Origin of the sequence: Luteimonas sp. FCS-9 (assembly GCF_001014645.1) — a bacterium.
In the GTDB taxonomy this organism is placed as follows: domain Bacteria; phylum Pseudomonadota; class Gammaproteobacteria; order Xanthomonadales; family Xanthomonadaceae; genus Luteimonas.
This window is the reverse complement of the sequence record NZ_LASZ01000011.1, coordinates 116,591-137,465: the sequence shown is the minus strand read 5'-3', so window position 1 is coordinate 137,465 and position 20,875 is coordinate 116,591. Positions and strand designations below refer to the sequence as shown.

The window sequence follows — 20,875 nt, the reverse complement described above, 5'->3', positions numbered from 1 at the left end:
CGCTAGGGCGATAGCGATCGACCGGCACGCCCATCCCCAGCGCCTCGTGTGGGCGCTGCTGGTTGTAGATGGCCCGCCAGCCATCGAAAGCGCGTTGCGCCTGGGCGAGGTCGATCAGGGGCGTGTGCTGCAGCACTTCGACCTTCAGCGTGCGGTGGAAGCGTTCGTCCTTGCCTTGTGTCTGTGGATGAAACGGCCGCGAATGGCCGACGCGGATTCCTTGCCGCATCAGCCATAGATCGAGTCGGGTGTAGTGGGCGCCATCGGTGCCCCAGGGCGCGCCGTTGTCCATGGTCATCCGCAGCGGCACGCCGTAGCGCCGGAAGGCCGTGGTCAGGTGCCCGATGACGGTATCGCGCGTCTCCTCGCCGCAGGCCTGCAGGACCAAGGCGTAGCGGGAATGGTCATCGAGTACGGTCAGCGGATGACATCGGCCCCGATGCATCGGGACATAGCCCTTGAAGTCCATCTGCCACAGATCGTTGGGCGCCGGGTGCTCGAAGCGCTGCCAAGGCTGGGCTGCCTGGGAGGCGGCAGGCGAGATCAGACCGTGGCGGCGCAGGACGGCATGCACGGTGCTGACGGCTGGCATCGCATGGCCCAGCACCTCCAGCCGACGCGCCAGCTTGCGCGCGCCCCAGGCCGGATGCTGCGTCCGCAACCCCACGATCAAGGCCTCGACCTGCGGCGCGCAGTGCAGCGGCGTGGCATGGGGCCGGCGAGAGCGATCCGATAGCGGCTCACCCGACCGTGCACGCGCCCGCCATTTGTAGCCCGTCGTGGGGCTGATCCCGAATCGGCGACACAACTGCCGAAGGTTGGCGCCATCCCGCAGCGCCAACCGGGTGAACTCCTCACGCAACGTCATCGTCGACACCTCCTGCCACGGCATCGCGCGCTCCTGTCGGACCGAAATGCCGAGCTTGAATGTGTCCACCATGTCCCCGAACACCCGTCCACCATGTGTCCGGTCTATACAGCGGGGGAGGGTTGGGTGGGGGCCGCAGTTCGCGGCGTCGTCGGCGATGCATGCGCGGGCGGGTCAGGTCCGCGTACGACGCACACGACCTCGCTCAGCACGCGCCGCGTGCCGGTCGGCGCGTGGCCCAGAGGATCAGCGCGAGCAGAGCGACCTGCACCGGCAGGCGCAGCCACAGCGCCCACAGCGGCACGTCGAACAGCTCGGGCCGCTGCAGCATGTAGATGTGCGCGGGCGTCACCGCGAGGGTCAGCAGGCACAGGCCGATCCCCGCCGCGCGGCGCGTACGATGCCACAGCAGGCCGACGGCGCCGAGGAGTTCGAACACGCCGCTGACCAGCACCGCGGCGCGCGGCCACGGGATCCACGGCGGCACGATCCGCATCTCGAGGTCGGTCAGCGCGAAATGCGCGATGCCGCCGACGAAGAACCAGACGAACACGACCGCGAGGCCGGCGATCCGGGCACGGCCCAGCGGCGCCAGCCCGAGCACGTGGCGTATTGCATGCACCGATCGTGTCACGTTGCGGCTCCATGGCGAGGCATGTCGAGCCTGGCAGGCGTGGCGCGATGCGGGCGTCGGTGTCGGTGTCGGTGCAACGTCTGAACCGGGTGCAACTGCCGGGCGACTGAACCTGTAGGAGCGCGCTCGCGCGCGATGGGGCATTTGCCGGGAACGCCTGTTCGCGCGCGAGCGCGCTCCTACAGATCATCCGCCGCGGGTCGAGCGGCCGGCGTCAGCGCATGGCCGCGGTCTCGCGCGTCGGCAGGGATTGCGGCCAGCCGCCGGCGAGGGCGCGGTAGAGCGCGACGGCGCCGGTCGCGGTGCGGGTCCGGCCCGCGGCGAACGCGTCCTCGGCCTGCAGCTGCGTGCGCTCGGCGTCGAGCACGTCGAGCAGCCCGGTGGCGCCGGCCTCGAAGCGCATGCGGGCCAGCCGGGCGGCGCGGGCGCTGTCGCGGGCGGCGCGTTCGAGCTCGACGTCTTCGTCGTGGGCGCGGTCGAAGCGCGCGAGCGCGTTGCCCGTGTCCTCGAGCGCGCGCAGCACGGTCTGCTGGTAGCGCGCGAGTTCGAGCGCGGCGTCGGCGTCGGCCGCGGCGATGCGGGCGCGCACGCGGCCGATGTCGAGGAACGACCAGTCGATGCCGAGCGCGACGAGCCGGGTCTCGCTGTCGCGGCCGAACAGCGCGTCGACGTCGCCGGCCTGGCTGCCGATCAGGCCGCCGAGCGTGAGCCGCGGGAACAGGTCGGCGGTCGCGACGCCGACGCGCGCGGTCGCGGCGTGCAGCCGGTGCTCGGCGGCCGAGACGTCGGGGCGCAGTCGCAGCACGTCGGCCGGCGTGCCGGGATCGATCGCGCGCGGCACCGCGGGCAGCGCGCGCGCGGTCGCCAGGGCATCGCGCAATGCATCGGGCGTGCGGCCGGTCAGCACCGCGATGCGATGGAGTGCGACCGCGATCTCGGCCTCCAGCGCCGGGATCCGCGACGCGGTCGAGGCGGCCTGCGCCGAGGCGCGCGCGCTGTCGAAGTCGCTGTCCTGCCCGGCGTTGCGGCGGGCCTCGACCAGCGCCAGCGTGTGCTGCTGGTTGCCGGCGTTCTCGGTCGCCACGCGCAGCCGTTCCTGCAGGCCGCGCAGGTCGAGGTAGGCGGTCGCGACCTCGCCGACGATCGCCACCTGCAGCGCGCGCAGGTCGTCGGCGCTCGCGGCCGCCTCGGCGCGGCCGGCCTCGACTCCGCGGCGCACGCGGCCGAACAGGTCGAGTTCCCAGCTCGCGCCGATGCCGGCCTCGAACGCGTCCGTGTCGCGCGCGCCCCGCGGCACGCCCGGCGCCTGGTCGGCGCTGGCGCGGCTGCTGGCGGCCCGGCCGCTGGCGTCGATCGTCGGCAGCTGGTCGAAGCGCGCGCCGCGCAGCAGCGCGTTGGCGCGGTCGAAGCGGGCGAGCGCGATGCGCAGGTCGTGGTTGGCGACCAGCGCGTCGTCGACCAGCGCGGCGAGCTGCGGATCGCCGAAGGCCTGCCAGAACGCGCCGTCGGCCGGCGCAGGCGCGGGGGCCGGCGCATCCGGCGCGAGTTGGCCCGCGCCGAACGTCTCGGGCACCGCCATCGACGGCCGCACGTGGTCCGGCCCGACGGCGCAGGCGGCGAGCAGCGCCGCGGCCAATGTCGCGATCAGTGGACGGGTCACCACGGCAGCGACTCGTCCAGGTAGAAGTAGCCGCCGGTCGGGCCGTCGTCGTCGATCAGCGCGAGCCGCACGCTGGTCTTCGCGCCGTCGACGACCTCGAGCTCGCCGTTCTGCTCGTCGCCGGCCTTGTTCATGTCGGTGCGCACGTAGCCGGGGTGGATCGTGTTGACCTTGATGCCGGCGTCCTTGAGCACGTGCGCCAGGTGCACGGTCCACGCGTTCACCGCGCTCTTGGACACGTTGTAGGCCGGCACGCCCTTCATGTCGTAGATGAACGACGCCGGGTCCTGGTGCTGGCTGATCGAGCCGAGCAGGCTCGACACGTTGACGATGCGGCCCGATGCCGACTTGTGCAGCAGCGGCAGCAGCGCCTGCGTGGTCGCGATCAGGCCGAACACGTTGGTCTCGAACGTCGTGCGCCAGGTCTCGAGCGACTGGCCGGCCGCGCCCTTGGCCGGGTCGTCGACGACGATGCCGGCATTGTTGACGAGGATGTCGAGACGGCCGTGGCGGGCCTCGATCGTCTTCGCGGCCTCGGCGATGCTGGCCGCGTCGGTGACGTCGAGCGCGATCGCCTCGACCGGCAGGCCCTCGGCCTGCAACTTGAGCGCGGCCGCGACGGCGCGGTCGCGGTCGCGGCCGGCCAGCAGCGTGTGCACGCCGGCGGTGGCGAGCTGGCGCACGGTCTCCAGGCCGATGCCGCGGGTGGCGCCGGTGACCAGGGCGATGCGGGAATCGGAAACGGACATGGGGGAACTCCTTGCGGGGGAATCAGGAATGGGCCGGCGCGACGTGCGCCGTCGGGGCATCGGCCGGTGCATGCGACACCAGCGGACGGTTGGCGAGCTTGCGCAGCGCGACGTAGAACACCGGGGTCAGGAACAGGCCGAACAGGGTCACGCCGACCATGCCGGCGAACACGGTGATGCCGGTGACCGCGCGGACTTCGGCGCCGGCGCCGCTGCCGAGCATCAGCGGCACGACGCCGGCGATGAACGCGATCGAGGTCATGACGATCGGGCGCAGGCGCAGACGGCACGCTTCCAGAGCAGCGTCGACGATGCCCTTGCCCTGCAGTTCCAGCTCGCGGGCGAATTCGACGATCAGGATCGCGTTCTTGCACGCCAAGCCCATCAGCACGACCAGGCCGACCTGCACGAACACGTTGTTGTCGCCGCCGGTCAGCCACACGCCGAACAGCGCCGAGAGGATCGTCATCGGCACGATCAGGATCACCGCCAGCGGCAGCGTCCAGCTCTCGTAGAGCGCGGCCAGCACCAGGAACGCCAGCAGCACCGCGAGCGGGAAGACGATCAGCGCGGCGTTGCCCTGGGTCGACTGCTGGTAGCTCAGGTCGGTCCACTCGATCGTCATGCCCGGCGGCAGCACCTTGCCTGCGATGTCGGCGACCGCGGCCATCGCCTGGGCCGACGACAGCACGCGCGGGTCCGACTCGCCGGCCAGGTCCGCGGCCGGGTAGCCGTTGTAGCGCAGCACCGGGTCGGGCCCGTAGGTCTGGCGGATGTCGACGACCGAACCGATCGGCACCATCTCGCCGCGCTCGTTGCGCGTGCGCAGGTTGGCGATGTCCTCGACGCTGTCGCGGAAGCCGCCGTCGGCCTGGGCGATGACCTGCCAGGTACGCCCGAACTGGTTGAAGTCGTTGACGTAGGCCGAGCCCAGGTAGGTCTGCAGCGTGTCGAACAGCTCGGTCAGCGGCACCCCCTGCGCCTTGGCCTTGTCGCGGTCGACGATGGCGTCGAGCTGCGGCACGTTGGCCTGGTAGCTGGTGATCGGGTAGCCCATGCCGGGCGTCTGCGCGATCGTGCCGGTCAGCGCGTTGACCGCGTCCTGCAGCGCGCCGTAGCCGAGCCCGCCGCGGTCCTGGACGAACATCGAGTAGCCCGAGCCGTTGCCCAGGCCCAGGATCGGCGGGGGCATCATCGAGAACGCGAAGCCCTCGCGCAGCCCGGCGATCTTGCCGTTGATCTCGGCGTTGATCTCCGCCGCCGAACGGCCGCGCGCGCTGGCCGGTTCGAGCGTGATGAAGGCCACGCCGGTGTTGGGCGTGTTGGTGAACTGCAGCGCGTTGAGGCCCGGGAACGCGATCGCGTGCGAGACGCCCTCGGTCTCCATCGCCAGGTCGGTGACCTTGCGCAGCAGCGCGTCCGAACGCGCGATCGACGCGCCCTCGGGCAGCTTCACGCCGGCGATCAGGTACAGCTTGTCCTGCACCGGGATGAAGCCCGGCGGCACCGTCTTGAACAGCAGGCCGGTGGCCAGCAGCAGGCCGGCGTAGACCACGAACACCAGGCCGCGGCGGCCGAGGATGCGGCCGACGCCGCGCTCGTAGCGCGTCGCGCTCGCGCCGAAGAACCGGTTGAACGGGCGGAACACCCAGCCGAACGCGCGCTCGATGCCGCGCGAGAGGCGGTCCTTCGGCGCGCCGTGCGGCTGCAGCAGGCGCGCGGCCAGCGCCGGCGACAGCGTGAGCGAGTTGATCGCCGAGATCACCGTCGAGATCGCGATGGTGACCGCGAACTGCTTGTAGAACTGGCCGGTCACGCCGTCGAGGAACGCCATCGGCACGAACACCGCGCACAGCACCAGCGAGATCGCGACGATCGGGCCGGACACCTCGCGCATCGCCTGGTGCGCGGCCGCGAGCGGGGCGAGACCCTGTTCGATGTTGCGCTCGACGTTCTCGACCACGACGATCGCGTCGTCGACGACGATGCCGATCGCCAGCACCAGGCCGAACAGCGTGAGCGTGTTGATCGAAAAGCCCAGCAGGTGCAGCACCGCGAACGTGCCGACGATCGACACCGGCACCGCGAGCAACGGGATGATCGACGCGCGCCAGGTCTGCAGGAACAGGATCACCACCAGCACCACCAGCGCGACCGCTTCGAGCAGCGTGGTCACCACGGCCTTGATCGAGTCGCGCACGAAGCTGGTCGTGTCGTAGACGGCTTCGTACTTCACGCCTTCGGGGAAGCGGGCCGACAGGTCGTCGAGCGTGGCGATGACCGAATCGCGGATCTCCAGCGCGTTCGCGCCCGGCGCCTGGAAGATGCCGATGCCCACCGCGGTCTTGCCGTCGAGCTGGGCGCGCAGCGTGTAGTCGCCTGCGCCCAGTTCCAGCCGGGCGACGTCGGCCAGCCGCACGATGGTGCCGTCGTCGCCGCGCTTGAGCACGATGTCGCCGAACTCGTCGACGTCGCGCAGCCGGCCCTGGGCGTTGATGAGGGTCAGGAAGTCGCTGTTGCCGGGCATCGGCTCGGCGCCGAGCTGGCCGGCCGAGACCTGCACGTTCTGCTCGCGCATCGCGCGCACCACGTCGCCGGCGGTGAGGCCGCGCGCGGCGATGCGCTCGGGGTCGAGCCAGGCGCGCATCGCGTAGTCGCCGCCGCCGAAGATCTGCGCATCGCCCACGCCCTCGATCCGGGCCAGCGCGTCCTTGACGTTGAGCCGCGCGTAGTTGCGCAGGTACAGCGTGTCGTAGCGCGCGTCGGGCGAGGTCAGGTGCACGACCATCAGGAAGGTCGGCGACTGCTTCTGCGTCGTCACGCCCTGCCGGCGCACGTCCTCGGGCAGTCGCGAGAGCGCCTGCGCCACGCGGTTCTGTACGCGCACCGCGGCATCGTCGGCATCGGTGCCGGGACGGAAGGTCACGGTCGTGACGAGCACGCCGTCGGAACCGGCGACCGACTTGACGTACATCATGTCCTCGACGCCGTTGATCGCCTCCTCGAGCGGCGTGGCGACGGTCTCGGCGATGACCTTGGGGTTCGCGCCGGGGTAGACCGTGCGCACGACCACCGACGGCGGCACGACCTCGGGGTACTCGCCGATCGGCAGCGAGGGGATCGCGATCAGCCCGGCGGCGAAGATCACGATCGACAGCACCGCCGCGAAGATCGGCCTGTCGATGAAGAAGCGGGAGAAGTCCACGGGAGCATCCTTGTGGGCGGCCTGCGGGCCGCAGGGGAAAACGGGAAAAGTGCGCCCGTCATTCCCGCCTGCGCGGGAACGACGGTGGGTCCGGTCGCGGGAAAGCCCCGCGTCAGCGCGTCGCGACGGCCTCGTCGGCCGGCTTGCCGCCGCGCATCGCGGCCTCGACCGGCGAGACCGGCATGCCCGGCGCGAAGACCTTCTGCACGCCGTCGACGAGCACCCGGTCGCCGGCCGCCAGGCCCGACTCGACCACGCGCAGGCCGTCGACCATGCGGCCGGGCACGATGTCGCGGCGCTGGGCGGTGTTGCCTTCGCCGAGCACGTAGACGTACTTGCGGTCCTGGTCGGTCAGCACGGCCTTGTCGTCGATCAGCACCGCCTCGCGCGCCGTCGCGCCCTCAAGCTGCACGCGGGCGAACAGGCCCGGGGTGAAGCGGCGATCGGGATTGGGCAGCACGGCGCGGGCGCGCACGGTGCCGGTCGCCGGATCGACCTGGTTGTCGAGGAAGTCGACCGTGCCGGCATGCGGGTGGCCGGTCTCGTCGGCCAGGCCCACGCGCACCGCGTTGTGGCCGGCGGTGCGCGCACCCGAGCGGGCCATCGCCTGGTGCCGCAGGAACGTGCGCTCGTCGGTCTCGAAGTAGACATGCACCGGGTCCTGCGAGACGACCGTCGTCAGCAGCGAGGCGTCGGCCTGGGCGAGGTTGCCAGTGGTCAGCAGCGCACGCCCGGCGCGGCCGTCGACCGGCGCGCGGACCTGGGTGAACGCCAGGTCCAGCTTCGCGGTCTCGACCGCGGCCTGCGCGGCGCGCACCGCGGCCTCGGCCTCGGCGCGCCCGGCGCTGCGGGCCTCGAAATCGTCGCGCGAGATCGCGCTGGCCTCGATCAGCGACTGCGCGCGATCGTGCCGCGTGGTCGCCAGCTGCGCTTCGGCGCGGGCGCGGGCGAGCTCGGCCTCGGCGCGCTGCAGTGCGGCGCGGTACGGGCGCGGGTCGATGACGAACAGCAGGTCGCCCCGCTTCACCTCGTCGCCCTCGGCGTAGGCCACGCGCTCGACATGGCCGCTCACGCGCGGGCGCAGTTCGACGCTCTCGACCGCGGCGATCCGGCCGGTGGCATCGTTCCAGTCCTTCACCGGCTCGGCGAGCACGGCGGCGACGCCGACCTCGGGCGGTGGCGGCGGCCCGGCCGATTCGGCGCGGCTGTCGCAGCCGGCCACGGCGACGGCGATCGCGGCCGCCAGCAGCGGGACGGCCAGGGCGCGTCGGGCGCGGGCGTGGGTCGGGGTGGGGGTCATGAGCGGAACTCCTGGGGGGATCGGGAACGGGCCGCGATGCGCTGCAGCAGCGCCTGCGCGGCGGTGTCGTGGGGCGATGCGGGGACGCACGGCGGCGGCGCGAGGTCGATGTCGTCGGACAGGCCCGGCGGGCGCACCGGGCCGTCGGACGGGAAGCGCAGCAGCGCGGCGTCGGGGCGCAGGCGGCCGTCGACCATGCGCAGCGCGTAGTCGGCGATCGCGTCGGCGTCTGGCCACTGCGCGCAGGCGTGCGCGGCGTTGTGCGCCGTGCGCACCGGCGAGTCGATCGCCAGCATCTGCACGCGGACCGGCAGCGTGCGCGCCTCCTCGTGCAGCACGCGGGCGAGCATCCGCAGCGCGGCCGCGCCGATCGAGCGGTGGCCATAGCCCGACCATGGCTGCTCGGCGCCGGGGCCGCCGACGAGCACGTAGGCGCCACCGGGCACCGGTGCGAGCAACGGCAACAGGTGCCGCGCGGCCGCCAGGTGCGGCAGCAGGTCCTCGTCGAGCCGCCGGCGCAGGAAGTCGGCCGGCGCGTCGAGCAGCCGGTGGGCGGACGCGATGCCGCGGATCGCGGCGACCACTGCGCCGGGTCGCGGCCCGGCCAGCGCCGCGACCCGGGCCGCGAGCGCGGCGGCATCGGCATCGCTGGACAGCGTCGCGGCCAGCGGCAGCACGTTCGCGCCGTGGCGTTCGCGCAGCGCGGCCAGCGCAGCGTCGTCGCGGGCCACCGCGATCGTCCGTCGGCCGTCGGCCGTCGCGCGGGCGACCAGGCGCGCGCCGATCGTGCCGGTCGCACCGAGCACGAGCAGTGGCGACATTGTCCCGGTCATGGGATTTTGTCTCCCGAAAACCGGGATTCGACCGTCGTGGGGAGAGGTGCGATGGCCGAGGGCGTGCCCAGCCAGGCCCATACCCGGCGCCAGTCGAACCCACCGCCACGGGCCCGCCGGGGGGCGGCGATGCGGGCGCTAGACGACTGATTCGGCGGGATTTCCAGGCGACGCCGGGACGCGGCCGTGCGACCGGGAAGCGGGACGGCACGCGCGCTGGGAACGGAACGGTCGAGGGACACCGGCGGACTCCGGTCGGGGGAGGCCGCAAACGATAGGCGTCGATCCCGGACTTGATTAGTCCCGATTCGAGGGAATAATTGTCCCTCGAACGGGCCAATCGCGTCCGTCCCCGCCAGGAGCACGCAGATGGCCCACGATCTCAACGACACGCTGATCTTCGTCAAGGTGGTCGAGCAGGGCAGCTTCATCGCCGCGGCCAATGCGCTCGGCCTGCCCAAGACCACCGTCAGCCGCAAGGTGCAGGAGCTCGAGCAGCGGCTGGGCGCGCGGCTGCTGCACCGGACCACGCGCCGCCTGGGCCTGACCGAGGCCGGCGCGGTCTACCACGAGCACTGCCAGCGCATCGCGCGCGGACTCGAGGAGGCCGAGGCCGCGGTCGGCCAGTTGCAGGGCGGCCCGCGTGGCTGGCTGCGCTTCACCGTGCCCTACTCGATCGGCATCACCTGGATCGCGCCGCTGCTCGGCGATTTCCAGGCGCAGTACCCGGAAATCCTGCTCGACATGCACATGGGCAACGAGCAGCTCGACCTGATCGCCGGCGAGGCCGATCTCGCGCTGCGCGTGGGCACCCTGCCCGACTCGAACTTCGTCGCGCGCAAGCTCGGCAGCCTGCGCACCCAGGTCTTCGCCAGCCCGGCCTACATCGAGAAGCACGGCGAGCCGCTGCATCCCGACGACCTGCAGCACCACCGCACGCTGGTGATGCGCAAGAGCCGCAACCCGCACAACGGCCGCTTCGTGTGGTCGCTGACCGACGGCCAGGCGCTGCGCGAGTTCCCGGTCAACCCGCAGCTGGTGGGCAACGACCCGGCCGCGCTCAACTGGGCGCTGATCAAGGGCGAAGGCCTGATGCTGACCGGCGACGTGATGGCCAAGGCGTTCGTCGAGGCCGGCATGGTGCAGCGCGTGCTCGCCGGCTGGACCGGGCCGGAGGTCGACTTCAACGCGGTGTTCGCCGGCGGCCGGCTGGTCTCGCCGAAGGTGCGCGCGTTCGTCGACTTCCTGATCGAGCGGCTGAACTTCGACGCCGACCACATGCAGACGCTGTGCATGGTCCAGAAGCAGGCGATGGAGGCTAAGGCTGCCGGCGACGTCGCGCTGGCGCAGCTGGAGAAGGCCTCGCGTCGCGCCACCGCGCAGGCGCCCGATCTCGCCCGCGCCGAGCCCGCGACCACGCAGGCGTAGCCGCTGCGGCTCCGTCGCCGCGCGCCACGGGCGCGGCGTCCTAGCGTTCCGAGTGCCCGCCGCCGGTGCCGTCGCGGCCGGCGAACAGGTCCGGGCGGATCAGCTCGACGAACGCGCGCGCCTGCGGCGAGAGCAGTTTGCCCTTGCGCACCACGACGCCGTAGCTGCGCGCGGGGAACCACTCCGAGACCGGGCGCGTCGCCAGCCGCGCGCCGTCGCCGGCGTCCAGGCAGATCGCGCTGACGATCGAGATGCCCATGCCCATCGCGACGTACTGCTTGATGACCTCCCAGCCGCCGACCTCCAGCGCGACGGTGTAGGGCACGCGCGCCTGCTGGAACACCTGGTCGACGAGCCGGTAGGTGATCTGCCGCTTCGGCGGCAGGATCAGCCCGTAGCGCCCGATCTCTTCGAGCGTGAGCCGCTTCGCGCGCGCCAGCGCATGGTCGGGCGGCGTGAGCAGGATCGGCTCGAAGCGGTAGACCGGCGCGTAGTCGAGATCCGGCGGCACGTCGACCATCGAGCCGACCACAAGGTCGACCGCGTCGCTGCGCAGCAGGTCGGTGCCGTCGGCGGTGATCGCGTCCTGCAGCGTCAGCCGCACGTCGGGGTGCTGGCGGCGGAACACGTCGACGATCTTGGGCAGCAGGTAGAGGATCGTCGAGCTGTTCGCCGCGACCGTGAGCGCGCCGGCATCCAGGCCGCCGACCTCGCGGCGGAACGCCGCCGGCAATCCATCGATGCCTTCGACCAGCGGCAGCGCCAGGCCGTAGAGCACCTCGCCTGCGCGCGTGGGCACCAAGCGCCGGCCGCTGCGTTCGAGCAGCGGGACGCCCAGCTCGCGTTCGAGCGCCTGCAACTGCAGCGAGATCGCCGGCTGGCTGACGTAGAGCGCTTCGGCAGCGCGCGAGACCGAGCCCAGCCGGGTCGTCTGGCAGAACGCGCGCAGCGGCTTGAGCCGGTCGCTCTTGTACGGAAAGCGCAATGCTGGCGGGGACTTGCGAGCCATCATCTAGTGACTATAAGCCTGGCTGATAGTAGCCATTGACAGAACTCGTTTGTCAAATACCCCGCTGCGGAGGACGGTCTGCTGCACCGCATCAGCGCCCTTCCCGGGCGAAAGGACCCCCGATGAACGCCGTCGTCAAACCGCACCCGCCTTCTTCCGGCCCCATGCTCCGGCTGCCTACGGGGACCCCGGCCGATCTGCTCGGCGACGATGCCCGCGCGTTCCTGGCCGACCTGCACCTGCGGTTCGAGCCCCGGCGCCAGACGCTGCTCGACGCGCGCCGCGTCCGCCAGGCCGCGTTCGACGCCGGCGCCCTGCCCGGCTTCCGCGCCGACACCCGTGGCATCCGCGAATCGGCCTGGCAGGTGGCGCCGGCGCCGGCCGCGCTGCGCGACCGCCGCGTCGAGATCACCGGCCCGGTCGACCCGAAGATGGTCATCAACGCGCTGAACGCCGGCGCCCGCTGCTACATGGCCGACTTCGAGGATTCGACCTCGCCGACCTGGGCCAACCTGCTGACCGGCCAGCGCGCGCTGCGCGAGGCGGTCGCCGGCACCCTGGTCTTCGAGGGCAACGGCAAGCGCTACGCGCTGCTGCCCGAGGACCGGCAGGCGGTGCTGATCGTGCGCCCGCGCGGTTGGCACCTCGACGAGAAGCACGCCTGCGTCGACGGCACGCCGATGTCGGCCGCGCTGTTCGACGCGGGACTGTTCGCGTTCCACAACGCCCACGCGCTGGCCGCCCGCGACCGTGGCCCCTACCTCTACCTGCCCAAGCTCGAGTCGATGGAGGAGGCGCAGCTGTGGGAGGACGTGCTGGCGCACACCGAGCGCGCGCTGGGCCTGCCGGCCGGGCAGATCCGGGTCACGGTGCTGATCGAGACGCTGCCGGCCGCGTTCGAGATGGACGAGATCCTGCACGCACTGCGCGGGCGCATCGCCGGCCTCAACTGCGGGCGCTGGGACTACATCTTCTCCTACATCAAGACCTTCCGCCGCCACCGCGACCGCGTGCTGCCCGAGCGCGGGCAGGTGACGATGGACCAGCCGTTCCTGACCGCCTACTCCGAACTGCTGATCCAGACCTGCCATCGTCGTGGCGCGCACGCGATGGGGGGCATGGCCGCGCAGATCCCGGTGCCGGGCGACCCGGTCGCCCACGAGGCGGCGATGGACCGGGTGCGCGCCGACAAGCTGCGCGAGGTCACCGCCGGCCACGACGGCACCTGGGTCGCGCATCCGGCGCTGATCCCGATCGCGCAGGCGGTGTTCGACACGCGCATGCGCGGCCCGCACCAGCACGCGATGACGCGCGACGACGTGCTGGTCGAGCGCGACGACCTGATCGCCCCGCCGCTGGGCACGATCACGCATGCGGGCTTTGCCGGCAACGTCGAGGTCTGCGTGCGCTATCTCGCCGCCTGGCTCGACGGCAACGGCTGCGTGCCGATCCACGGGATGATGGAGGACGCGGCGACCGCCGAGATCGCCCGCGCGCAGCTGTGGCAATGGCTGCACCACGCCGATGCCGGCGATGGCGGTGCGCCCGGCACGCCGCTGCACCTCGACGACGGCACCGCGATCGACGACGCGCTGTTCGACCGCGTGCTGCTGTCGCTGCCTTCGCGCCTGGCCCGCCAGCCGATCCCCGGCGCCGCCCGCGTGCCCGAGGCCATCGCGATGCTCGAAGTGCTGACGCTGCGCGACACGCTCGCGGACTTCCTGACGCTACCGGCGTACGAGCGCCTCGACTGACCCGGCAAACGCGGGCCCGGCCGCGATGGGCGTGACCGCCGTCCGCTTCCCGGCCGTGGGCTGCACGGCCGCAAACGAACGAAATCCCGAATCCGACTTGGAGGACACCGCCATGACCACCCGCCAGCATCAGATCGACGCCCTGCAGCACGAATGGACCACCGACCCGCGCTGGGCCGGCATCCGGCGACCCTACGCCGCGGCCGACGTCGTGCGCCTGCGCGGCAGCGTGCGGCCGGAGCACACGCTGGCGCGCCGCGGCGCCGAGCGGTTGTGGGCGCTCGTCAACGGCGAGGCGCGGAAGGGCTACGTCAACGCGTTCGGCGCGATCAGCGCCGGCCAGGCGATGCAGCAGGCCAAGGCCGGGCTCGAAGCGGTGTACCTGTCGGGCTGGCAGGTCGCCGCCGACGGCAACACCTCCGAGACCATGTATCCCGACCAGTCGCTGTACGCCTACGACTCGGTGCCGGCGATGGTGCGCCGGATCAACAACACCTTCCAGCGCGCCGATGAGATCCAGTGGAAGAACATCGTCGACGGCAAGCTCGACGCGCGCGAGGCGATCGACTTCTTCCTCCCGATCGTCGCCGACGCCGAGGCCGGCTTCGGCGGCGTGCTCAACGCCTACGAACTGATGAAGCACATGATCGTCGCCGGCGCGGCCGGCGTGCACTTCGAGGACCAGCTGGCCGCGGTCAAGAAATGCGGCCACATGGGCGGCAAGGTGCTGGTGCCCACGCAGGAGGCGGTGCAGAAGCTCGTCGCCGCGCGCCTGGCCGCCGACGTGCTCGGCGTGCCGTCGATCGTGCTCGCGCGGACCGATGCCGAGGCCGCGACGCTGCTGACCTCCGACGTCGACGCCAACGATGCGCCGTTCGTCACCGGCGAGCGCACCGCGGAGGGCTTCTACAAGGTCCGCAACGGCCTGGAGCAGGCGATCAGCCGCGGCGTGGCGTACGCGCCCTACGCCGACATGGTGTGGTGCGAGACCGGCACGCCGGACCTGGGCTTTGCGCGCGAGTTCGCCCAGGCCGTGCAGGCCGCCTCGCCCGGCAAGCTGCTGGCCTACAACTGCTCGCCGAGCTTCAACTGGAAGCAGAACCTCGACGACCGCCGGATCGCCTCGTTCCAGGACGAACTCTCGGCGCTGGGCTACAAGTTCCAGTTCATCACCCTGGCCGGCATCCACATCAACTGGTTCAACAGCTTCCGCTTCGCGCACGACTACGCGCGCGGCGAGGGCATGAAGCACTACGTCGAGCAGGTGCAGGCGCGCGAGTTCGCCGCCCGCGAGCAGGGCTACACCTTCGTGTCCCACCAGCAGGAGGTCGGCGCCGGCTACTTCGACGACGTGACCACCGTGATCCAGGGCGGCGCGTCCAGCGTGACCGCGCTGACCGGCTCGACGGAGGAGGCGCAGTTTCACGGCACCCGGGCGGCCTGAGTCGCGCATCATCGCGCTGCAGCATCCAATGCGACGCGCGTAAGATTGGATATGCGACGGCGGTCGCTGTTCGCGATGTCACGCTCGCTGCCGTCGTGGCATCGCAGCGCGTGGACTTGTAGTTTCGGGGTGAAGTCCAGAGAATCGACTGGTGTCAGCGGTTCGGAATGCCGCGACGCGAGGTTGCGGTATCTCGGTTCCAAGGACCACTGGCACGTGGTAGTTCGACTCTTCACTCACAGGAAAGGAGTAGATGTCATGAACGACTTGAATCACGGCGAATACGAGTTCGACCAGGCCTCCGAGTGGCGCGAGTACGCCGGCGCGGACAACCCGGCAGGGGCCCTGTTCCTCGGCGGCGAGTACGCCGAGGCGGACATCGCCGGCGGCGACGTCTCGCTGACCGTCTTCAACTGTACGAACTGCGCCGACTGCACGGGATCGATCACGATCGTCTGCCGTTGATCGATGAAGCCTGCAACGACCGCAGGCGATTTCGGTGAAACGCTGGGCTGCCTGACCGTCGAGGCCATCGACGATCTGGCAGCCCGGCTCGCATCGATCGCCGAACTCGCCCAGAGCGAGCGTTCCCTCATTCTTCGTGGCGCCCAGGCCAGCCTGCTTGCGGTGCTGGACGGCAAGTTGAGCCGCTTGCTGCTGCTGGAGCTCAATGCAGCTCGCGTCAACGGGCAGTTGACCGGCGAGACCGGCAGCGAACGATGGCAGGCATTCCTCGTGCAGGCCGCCACACTCGATTTCTGGCGATCGCTGTCCCGTCACTATCCGACGCTGCTGTCGCGCGTGCAGGCGATCGTGCGCAACCGCTGCGCGAGCATCGCCGAGTTCGCCCATCGGTTCGCGGCCGATCGCGTCATGCTCGATGCCTTCCACGGCGCACCGCTGGGCGAATTGCAGGCGCTGACGCTGAGCGCGGGCGACAGCCATCGGGGCGGCAAGGCCGTGATGCTCGTGCATTGCGAGCACGGCAGCATCGTCTACAAGCCGCGATCGGTCGCGATCGACTGCGCGCTGGGCGCGTTCGTCGACGCGGTCATGGCCCAAGGCGCGATGCAGCGACACATCGGGGTGCCGCGCGCCCTCGACCGGGGCGAGCACGGCTGGACCGAATTCGTCGCGCATCGCCACGTGGACGATGACGCGCAACTGCCGGGCTTCTACCGCGGCATCGGGCAATGGCTCGCGCTGATGCGCCTGCTCGGGGGCTGCGACCTGCATGCCGAGAACCTGATCGCGCATGGTGCGTGCCCGGTCATCATCGACTGCGAGACCCTGTTCGCGCCGCGGCTCAAGCCGGTCGTTTCGGGCATGGGGCAGGCATTCGACCTCGCTTCGGAACGCATCAGCGGCAGCGTGATGAACATCGGGCTGCTTCCCAATCGAGGAAGTGGCCTGGGCTGGCGCGGCGTCGATGTGTCCGGGGTCGGCGCGCTGCCGGGCCAGCAGCCGTTAGTGCCGCAGTCGCGCATCGTCCAGTCGGGCTCGGACGATGCGCGCATGGGCACGGTCATGGCGCAGGCGCGGCCCGCGCAGAACCATCCCAGCGAACGGCCGTCCCTGGGCTTGCACTGGCCATCGATCGTGCAGGGATTCGACGACACCACGCAGATGCTGCAGCGGCTGGACGCGGCGGGCGCGCTGGCGCCTCAGCTCGAACGGTTCGCGCCGTGCCCGATCCGCGTCGTGCCCCGGTCGACCGAAGCCTATGCGGAGCTCGGGCGCATGCTCTGGCATCCGGTGTCGCTGCACAAGCAGGTCGAGGCCGAGCACCGCGCGCACGAGCTGCTCGCGAAGATGGCCGACCAGAAGGCGCTCGCACCCAGCGACGATGCGGTGATCGCGGCCGAGATCGCCGACCTCCTCGAGGGCGACATCCCGTTCTTCGCCACGACGCCGGGCCACGGCCAGCTGCAGGGGCCCAGGGGCACGACGTGGCTCGCGCCCCGCGACCTGGTCGCCGCGTCGCTGCAGCACTGGCGGCAGGCCGATTGGGGGCTGGAACGCGAGGTCATCAAGTCCACGCTGGTCAGCGCCTACGAGAGCGATGTCTGGTCGGAGCCGGTGGTCGCGTTGCGCGTGGACACGCCGCGCCTCGACGATCTCGAATCGCGCCGGCGCCGCCAGGCGGCACGCATGATGGCGTTGCTGATGGACTCCAGCCTTCGCGGCGAGGACGGGAGCGTGGCGTGGATCGCGTCGGTGCTGGGGCCGGCCGGGCGGACCGTGCAGCCGCTGGGACAGGACCTGTACGGCGGGATCTCCGGCATCGCACTGCTCGCCGCGGCGTACCAGCGGGAGATGCGCGCCGGGCGCGCGGACGTCGTGCCCGGCGTCGACGCCCTGCTGTCGGATCTGCTGGCGACCATGCGGCTGGCCGAAACGCAGTCATTCCTGCGGCGCGGCCGCGTCAAGCAGCCACGCCCACCGGCGCTGGGCGGCTACATCGGGCTCGGTTCGCAGGTCTGGACCTGGCTGATGCTCGAGCGCTGGGGTGTGGTGCAGGGTGAAGGCCTGGCGCACGCGTGCAGGCTCGCGGACCTGGTGCCCGAGGCCGCAGCGGCAGACGATGTCGGCGACGTGCTGAGCGGCAAGGCGGGCGCGATCGTGCCGCTGATCCTGCTGGCGGACGCCAGCGGCGATACCCGCTATCTCGACATGGCCGTCGACCTGGGCGACCGTCTGTGCGACTCGGCGCGGCGCGAGGATGGCGTGGCGTACTGGACGCACGACCGCTGGCCGCAAGGCATGGGCGGATTCGCCCACGGCGTCACCGGTATCGGCTGGGCGTTGTCCAGGCTGGCCGGCGCCAGCGGCCACGCGCGGTTCGAGGAGACCTCGTTGCAGGCGGCCGCGTTCGAGGAGCGGCTGTACCGCCCCGAGACAGGGAACTGGCTGGACCTGCGCATGCTCGAGGGCGCCCAGGCGCCGGCCGCGTGGTGCCATGGCGCGGTTGGCATCGGCCTGGCCCTGGCCGATCGTCATCGCGATCTCGACGCGCCGCCGGTCCGCGCCCGGATCGCCGCTGCGGCGGACACCGCATGGCGACACGGCGTCGGCCTCAACCACGGCATCTGCCATGGCGACATGGGGGCCTGGGAGTTGCTGGACCTGGCGGTTCGCGCCGGGCTCGGTCCGCGGGGGCTCGACGATCGGGCGTTGCTGGCCGCGATCCTCGCTAGCCTGGAGCAGCATGGTCCGGTGTGCGGCCTGGCCGGCACGGCGTACGCCCCCGGCCTGATGGGCGGCCTGAGTGGCGTCGTCTACCAGCTACTGCGCGCGCATCCGGACTGCGGGCTGCCGTCGGTCATGGTGATGGGGGACGCGCCAGCCGCGAAGGGCACGTAGGAAGGTCGATGCGGCACGGCGCGCGTCGCCGCCGGACCGGCGATGCACTACATTGGTGCGATGCTTGCCGCCGTCCCGCCCTCCCCCGTCTTCGATGCGCTGGCCACGCCGCTGGTGTGGACCGGCGCCGACGGTCGCATTCGCGACTGCAACCTGGCGTTCGCGCGCTGGCTGGGGGTGGGCCGGCGCCGGCTGGTCGAGCAGCCGCTGGCGGCGCTGGAGGTCGAGGGCGAGACGCTGCGGCACGCGCTGCGCCAGCCCGGCGACGAGAGCGACGCACCGCTGCGGCTGCGGCGCCTGGCGTTGGCGTTTCTCGGCGGCGAGCCGCGGTTCGCCGATGCCTGGGTGTCGCGCGGCGGCGATGGCGGGGTGTTGCTGGAAGCGCACCCGGTCGACGAGTTCCCCGGCGCCGATCCCGCACTGGCGATGCCGCTGGCGCTGTCGGCGGCGCTGCGCGGGCTGGCGCACGAACTGCGCAATCCGCTGGCCGGACTCAAGGGCGCGGCGCAGCTGCTGGCGCGCCGCGCCGGTGATGGCGAGATGCGCGAACTGGTCGCGCTGGTCGAGTCGGAAGTCGGGCGGCTCGGCGCGCTCGTCGACCAGCTGCTCTCGCCGCAGGCGCCGCAGCCGCACCGGCCGTTGAACATCCACGGCGTGCTCGAGCACGTGCTGCGGCTGGCCGAGGCCGACGCCGGCTGGGCGGTGCGGATGATCCGCGACTACGACCCCAGTCTGCCCGAGCTGTCGGGCGATGCCGACCGGCTGACGCAGGCGATCTGGAACCTGGTGCGCAACGCGATCCAGGCCGGCGCGGCGAACGTCACGCTGCGCACCCGGGCAGCGCTGGCGGTGCGCATCGGCGACGAGGTGCATGCGATGGCATTGCGGCTCGAGGTCGTCGACGACGGCCGCGGCGTGCCCGGGGATCTCGTCGAGCAGATCTTCCTGCCGCTGGTGTCGGGCCGCGCGGACGGCAGCGGTCTGGGCCTGGCGCTGGCGCAGCAGGTCGCGCGCGAGCACCGCGGCGCGCTCGTCTACCGCTCGCGCCCCGGGCATACCGTGTTCACGCTGCAGTTGCCGTTCCCGCCGCTCGACGCCGCGACCGCCGTTCCTGGCGATACACAGACGGGCGCGGACGCCGCCCGGGAGGCCGCACGCCCATGACGCCCGCACCCCGCATCTGGGTCGTCGACGACGACCGCGCGGTCCGCTTCGTGCTCGCCACCGCGCTCAGCGAGGCCGGCTACGACGTGGCCGGCTTCGACGGCGCGCAGGCGGTGCGCGAGGCGCTGGCGCGGCGGCCGGCGCCCGATCTGCTGTTCACCGACGTGCGCATGCCCGGCGACAGCGGACTGCAACTGCTCGAATCGCTCAAGCAGGCGCACCCGCAGTTGCCGGTCGTGGTGATGTCGGCCTACACCGACGTCGCCAGCACCGCCGGCGCCTTCCGCGGCGGCGCGCAGGAATTCCTGTCCAAGCCGTTCGATCTCGACGAGGCGGTCGCGCTGGCCGCGCGCGTGCTCGGCGACCGCGAGCCGGCCCCGGCCGTGCCCCGGGAGGAGGATGCGACCGGGGCCGATGCGCTCGTCGGCGACACACCGCAGATGCGGCAGCTGTTCCGCGCGATCGGCCGGCTGGCGCAGGCCCCGGTCTCGGTGCTGGTGACCGGCGAGACCGGCACCGGCAAGGAACTGGTCGCGCGCGCGCTGCACCGCGAGTCGCCGCGCGCGCGGCGGCCGTTCGTCGCGCTCAACACCGCGGCGATCCCGGCCGAGCTGCTCGAGAGCGAGCTGTTCGGCCACGAGGCCGGCGCGTTCACCGGCGCGTCGCGGCGCTATGTCGGGCGCTTCGAGCAGGCCGATGGCGGCACGCTGTTCCTCGACGAGATCGGCGACATGCCCGCCTCGCTGCAGACGCGGCTGCTGCGCGTGCTTGCCGAGGACGAGTTCTTCCGCGTCGGCGGTCGCGAGCTGATCCGGGTCGACGTGCGCGTGATCGCGGCGACCCACCAGGACCTGGAGGCGCTGGTCGCGCAGGGCCGCTTCCGCGCCGACCTGCTGCATCGCCTCGATGTGGTGCGGCTGCGCCTGCCGCCGCTGCGCGAGCGACGCGACGACGTGCCCCGCCTGGCCGAGCGGTTCCTGCAGGCGGCCGCGGCGAAGCTCGACGCGCCGCCCAAGCGCCTGGGGCGCGGCGCGCTGCTGCGCCTGCGCGAGCACGACTGGCCGGGCAACGTGCGCGAGCTGCAGAACCTGTGCTGGCGGCTGGCCGCGCTGGCGCCCGCCGACCTGGTCGCGCCGCAGGATCTCGACGGCCTGCTGCCGGCGCGCCCGGAGGCGGTACGGCCGGACGCGTCGGTCCCGGCCGCGCCCGAGGACTGGGAGACCGCGTTGCGTGCCTGGGCCGATGCGCGGTTGCGTGCCGGCGATGCCGACCTGCACGCACAGGCGCGCGAGCGCCTGGACCGTGCGCTGCTGGAGACCGCGCTGGCGCAGACCGGCGGGCGCCGCGCCGAGGCCGCGGTGCGCCTGGGCGTGGGTCGCAACACGCTGACCCGCAAGCTCGGCGCGCGCGGCCGCCGCGGCTGACGTGGCGGGCCGCGTCCCGCCTTCATCCGCACTGAACCCC

The 20,875-nt window shown here is 72.0% G+C and carries 15 protein-coding genes; 7 read left to right on the top strand and 8 right to left on the bottom strand.

From position 1 onward, the window contains the following. From WQ56_RS11340 to WQ56_RS11310, 7 genes are all read right to left on the bottom strand, one after another. Positions 1-940: IS481 family transposase (locus WQ56_RS11340; protein ID WP_156170512.1), on the bottom strand; the 940-nt coding region annotated here is incomplete at its 3' end. Positions 941-1,073: 133 nt separating this feature from the next. Then, positions 1,074-1,502 carry a hypothetical protein gene (locus WQ56_RS11335; RefSeq protein WP_197076483.1) on the bottom strand — a complete coding sequence of 143 codons (429 nt, stop codon included), beginning with the start codon at positions 1,500-1,502 and terminating at the stop codon, positions 1,074-1,076. A 214-nt stretch (positions 1,503-1,716) separates the two neighbouring features. Next, positions 1,717-3,162, bottom strand: a complete 1,446-nt coding sequence (locus tag WQ56_RS11330) for an efflux transporter outer membrane subunit (protein ID WP_197076482.1) — start codon at positions 3,160-3,162, stop codon at positions 1,717-1,719. After that, entirely contained in the window at positions 3,159-3,911 is a 753-nt protein-coding gene (locus WQ56_RS11325; RefSeq protein WP_047137205.1) for an SDR family oxidoreductase, read from the bottom strand. Before WQ56_RS11325 ends, WQ56_RS11330 begins: the two co-directional genes overlap by 4 nt. 22 nt (positions 3,912-3,933) lie before the next feature. After that, entirely contained in the window at positions 3,934-7,116 is a 3,183-nt protein-coding gene (locus WQ56_RS11320) for a multidrug efflux RND transporter permease subunit (protein ID WP_047137204.1), read from the bottom strand. A 112-nt stretch (positions 7,117-7,228) separates the two neighbouring features. Then, positions 7,229-8,416 (bottom strand): efflux RND transporter periplasmic adaptor subunit, encoded by a 1,188-nt coding sequence (locus WQ56_RS11315; RefSeq protein WP_047137203.1) that lies wholly within the window; start codon positions 8,414-8,416, stop codon positions 7,229-7,231. Beyond that, positions 8,413-9,237 carry an SDR family NAD(P)-dependent oxidoreductase gene (locus WQ56_RS11310; RefSeq protein WP_052772975.1) on the bottom strand — a complete coding sequence of 275 codons (825 nt, stop codon included), beginning with the start codon at positions 9,235-9,237 and terminating at the stop codon, positions 8,413-8,415. Before WQ56_RS11310 ends, WQ56_RS11315 begins: the two co-directional genes overlap by 4 nt. A 381-nt stretch (positions 9,238-9,618) precedes the next feature. On the opposite strand from WQ56_RS11310, the gene WQ56_RS11305 reads away from it, so the two are divergent. Next, entirely contained in the window at positions 9,619-10,677 is a 1,059-nt protein-coding gene (locus WQ56_RS11305) for a LysR family transcriptional regulator (protein WP_047137202.1), read from the top strand. 40 nt (positions 10,678-10,717) lie between these two features. On the opposite strand, the gene WQ56_RS11300 is transcribed toward WQ56_RS11305, so the two are convergent. Then, on the bottom strand, positions 10,718-11,686 hold the full coding sequence (locus WQ56_RS11300) for a LysR family transcriptional regulator (RefSeq protein WP_047137232.1): 969 nt from the start codon (positions 11,684-11,686) through the stop codon (positions 10,718-10,720). A 164-nt stretch (positions 11,687-11,850) separates the two neighbouring features. Here WQ56_RS11300 and aceB point away from each other — a divergent pair, with 164 nt between their 5' ends. The 6 genes from aceB (at position 11,851) to ntrC (ending at position 20,835) form a co-directional block, all read left to right on the top strand. Further along, positions 11,851-13,440: a malate synthase A gene (aceB, locus tag WQ56_RS11295; RefSeq protein WP_047137201.1), complete on the top strand. Its 1,590-nt coding sequence runs from the start codon at positions 11,851-11,853 to the stop codon at positions 13,438-13,440. A gap of 112 nt (positions 13,441-13,552) precedes the next feature. Next, a complete protein-coding gene (gene aceA, locus WQ56_RS11290) occupies positions 13,553-14,884 on the top strand; it encodes an isocitrate lyase (RefSeq protein ID WP_047137200.1) in 1,332 nt (443 codons plus the stop codon). Between the two features lie 258 nt (positions 14,885-15,142). Continuing rightward, a complete protein-coding gene (locus tag WQ56_RS11285) occupies positions 15,143-15,349 on the top strand; it encodes a DUF6229 family protein (protein WP_047137199.1) in 207 nt (68 codons plus the stop codon). Between the two features lie 3 nt (positions 15,350-15,352). Next, entirely contained in the window at positions 15,353-18,247 is a 2,895-nt protein-coding gene (locus WQ56_RS11280; RefSeq protein WP_052772974.1) for a type 2 lanthipeptide synthetase LanM family protein, read from the top strand. Positions 18,248-18,307: 60 nt separating this feature from the next. Continuing rightward, positions 18,308-19,411 (top strand): ATP-binding protein, encoded by a 1,104-nt coding sequence (locus tag WQ56_RS11275; RefSeq protein WP_052772979.1) that lies wholly within the window; start codon positions 18,308-18,310, stop codon positions 19,409-19,411. Then, positions 19,408-20,835 carry a nitrogen regulation protein NR(I) gene (ntrC, locus tag WQ56_RS11270; RefSeq protein WP_047137197.1) on the top strand — a complete coding sequence of 476 codons (1,428 nt, stop codon included), beginning with the start codon at positions 19,408-19,410 and terminating at the stop codon, positions 20,833-20,835. Before WQ56_RS11275 ends, ntrC begins: the two co-directional genes overlap by 4 nt. Positions 20,836-20,875: the final 40 nt, after the last annotated feature.

What these genes read in the sequence shown, in the direction of transcription:
- WQ56_RS11305 (WP_047137202.1), top strand. Translation starts at nt 9,619, where the DNA reads ATGGCCCACGATCTCAACGACACGCTGATCTTCGTCAAGGTGGTCGAG.
- WQ56_RS11310 (WP_052772975.1), bottom strand. Translation starts at nt 9,237, where the DNA reads ATGTCGCCACTGCTCGTGCTCGGTGCGACCGGCACGATCGGCGCGCGC.
- WQ56_RS11280 (WP_052772974.1), top strand. Translation starts at nt 15,353, where the DNA reads ATGAAGCCTGCAACGACCGCAGGCGATTTCGGTGAAACGCTGGGCTGC.
- ntrC (WP_047137197.1), top strand. Translation starts at nt 19,408, where the DNA reads ATGACGCCCGCACCCCGCATCTGGGTCGTCGACGACGACCGCGCGGTC.
- WQ56_RS11300 (WP_047137232.1), bottom strand. Translation starts at nt 11,686, where the DNA reads ATGGCTCGCAAGTCCCCGCCAGCATTGCGCTTTCCGTACAAGAGCGAC.
- aceB (WP_047137201.1), top strand. Translation starts at nt 11,851, where the DNA reads ATGCTCCGGCTGCCTACGGGGACCCCGGCCGATCTGCTCGGCGACGAT.
- WQ56_RS11315 (WP_047137203.1), bottom strand. Translation starts at nt 8,416, where the DNA reads ATGACCCCCACCCCGACCCACGCCCGCGCCCGACGCGCCCTGGCCGTC.
- aceA (WP_047137200.1), top strand. Translation starts at nt 13,553, where the DNA reads ATGACCACCCGCCAGCATCAGATCGACGCCCTGCAGCACGAATGGACC.
- WQ56_RS11285 (WP_047137199.1), top strand. Translation starts at nt 15,143, where the DNA reads ATGAACGACTTGAATCACGGCGAATACGAGTTCGACCAGGCCTCCGAG.
- WQ56_RS11325 (WP_047137205.1), bottom strand. Translation starts at nt 3,911, where the DNA reads ATGTCCGTTTCCGATTCCCGCATCGCCCTGGTCACCGGCGCCACCCGC.
- WQ56_RS11275 (WP_052772979.1), top strand. Translation starts at nt 18,308, where the DNA reads ATGCTTGCCGCCGTCCCGCCCTCCCCCGTCTTCGATGCGCTGGCCACG.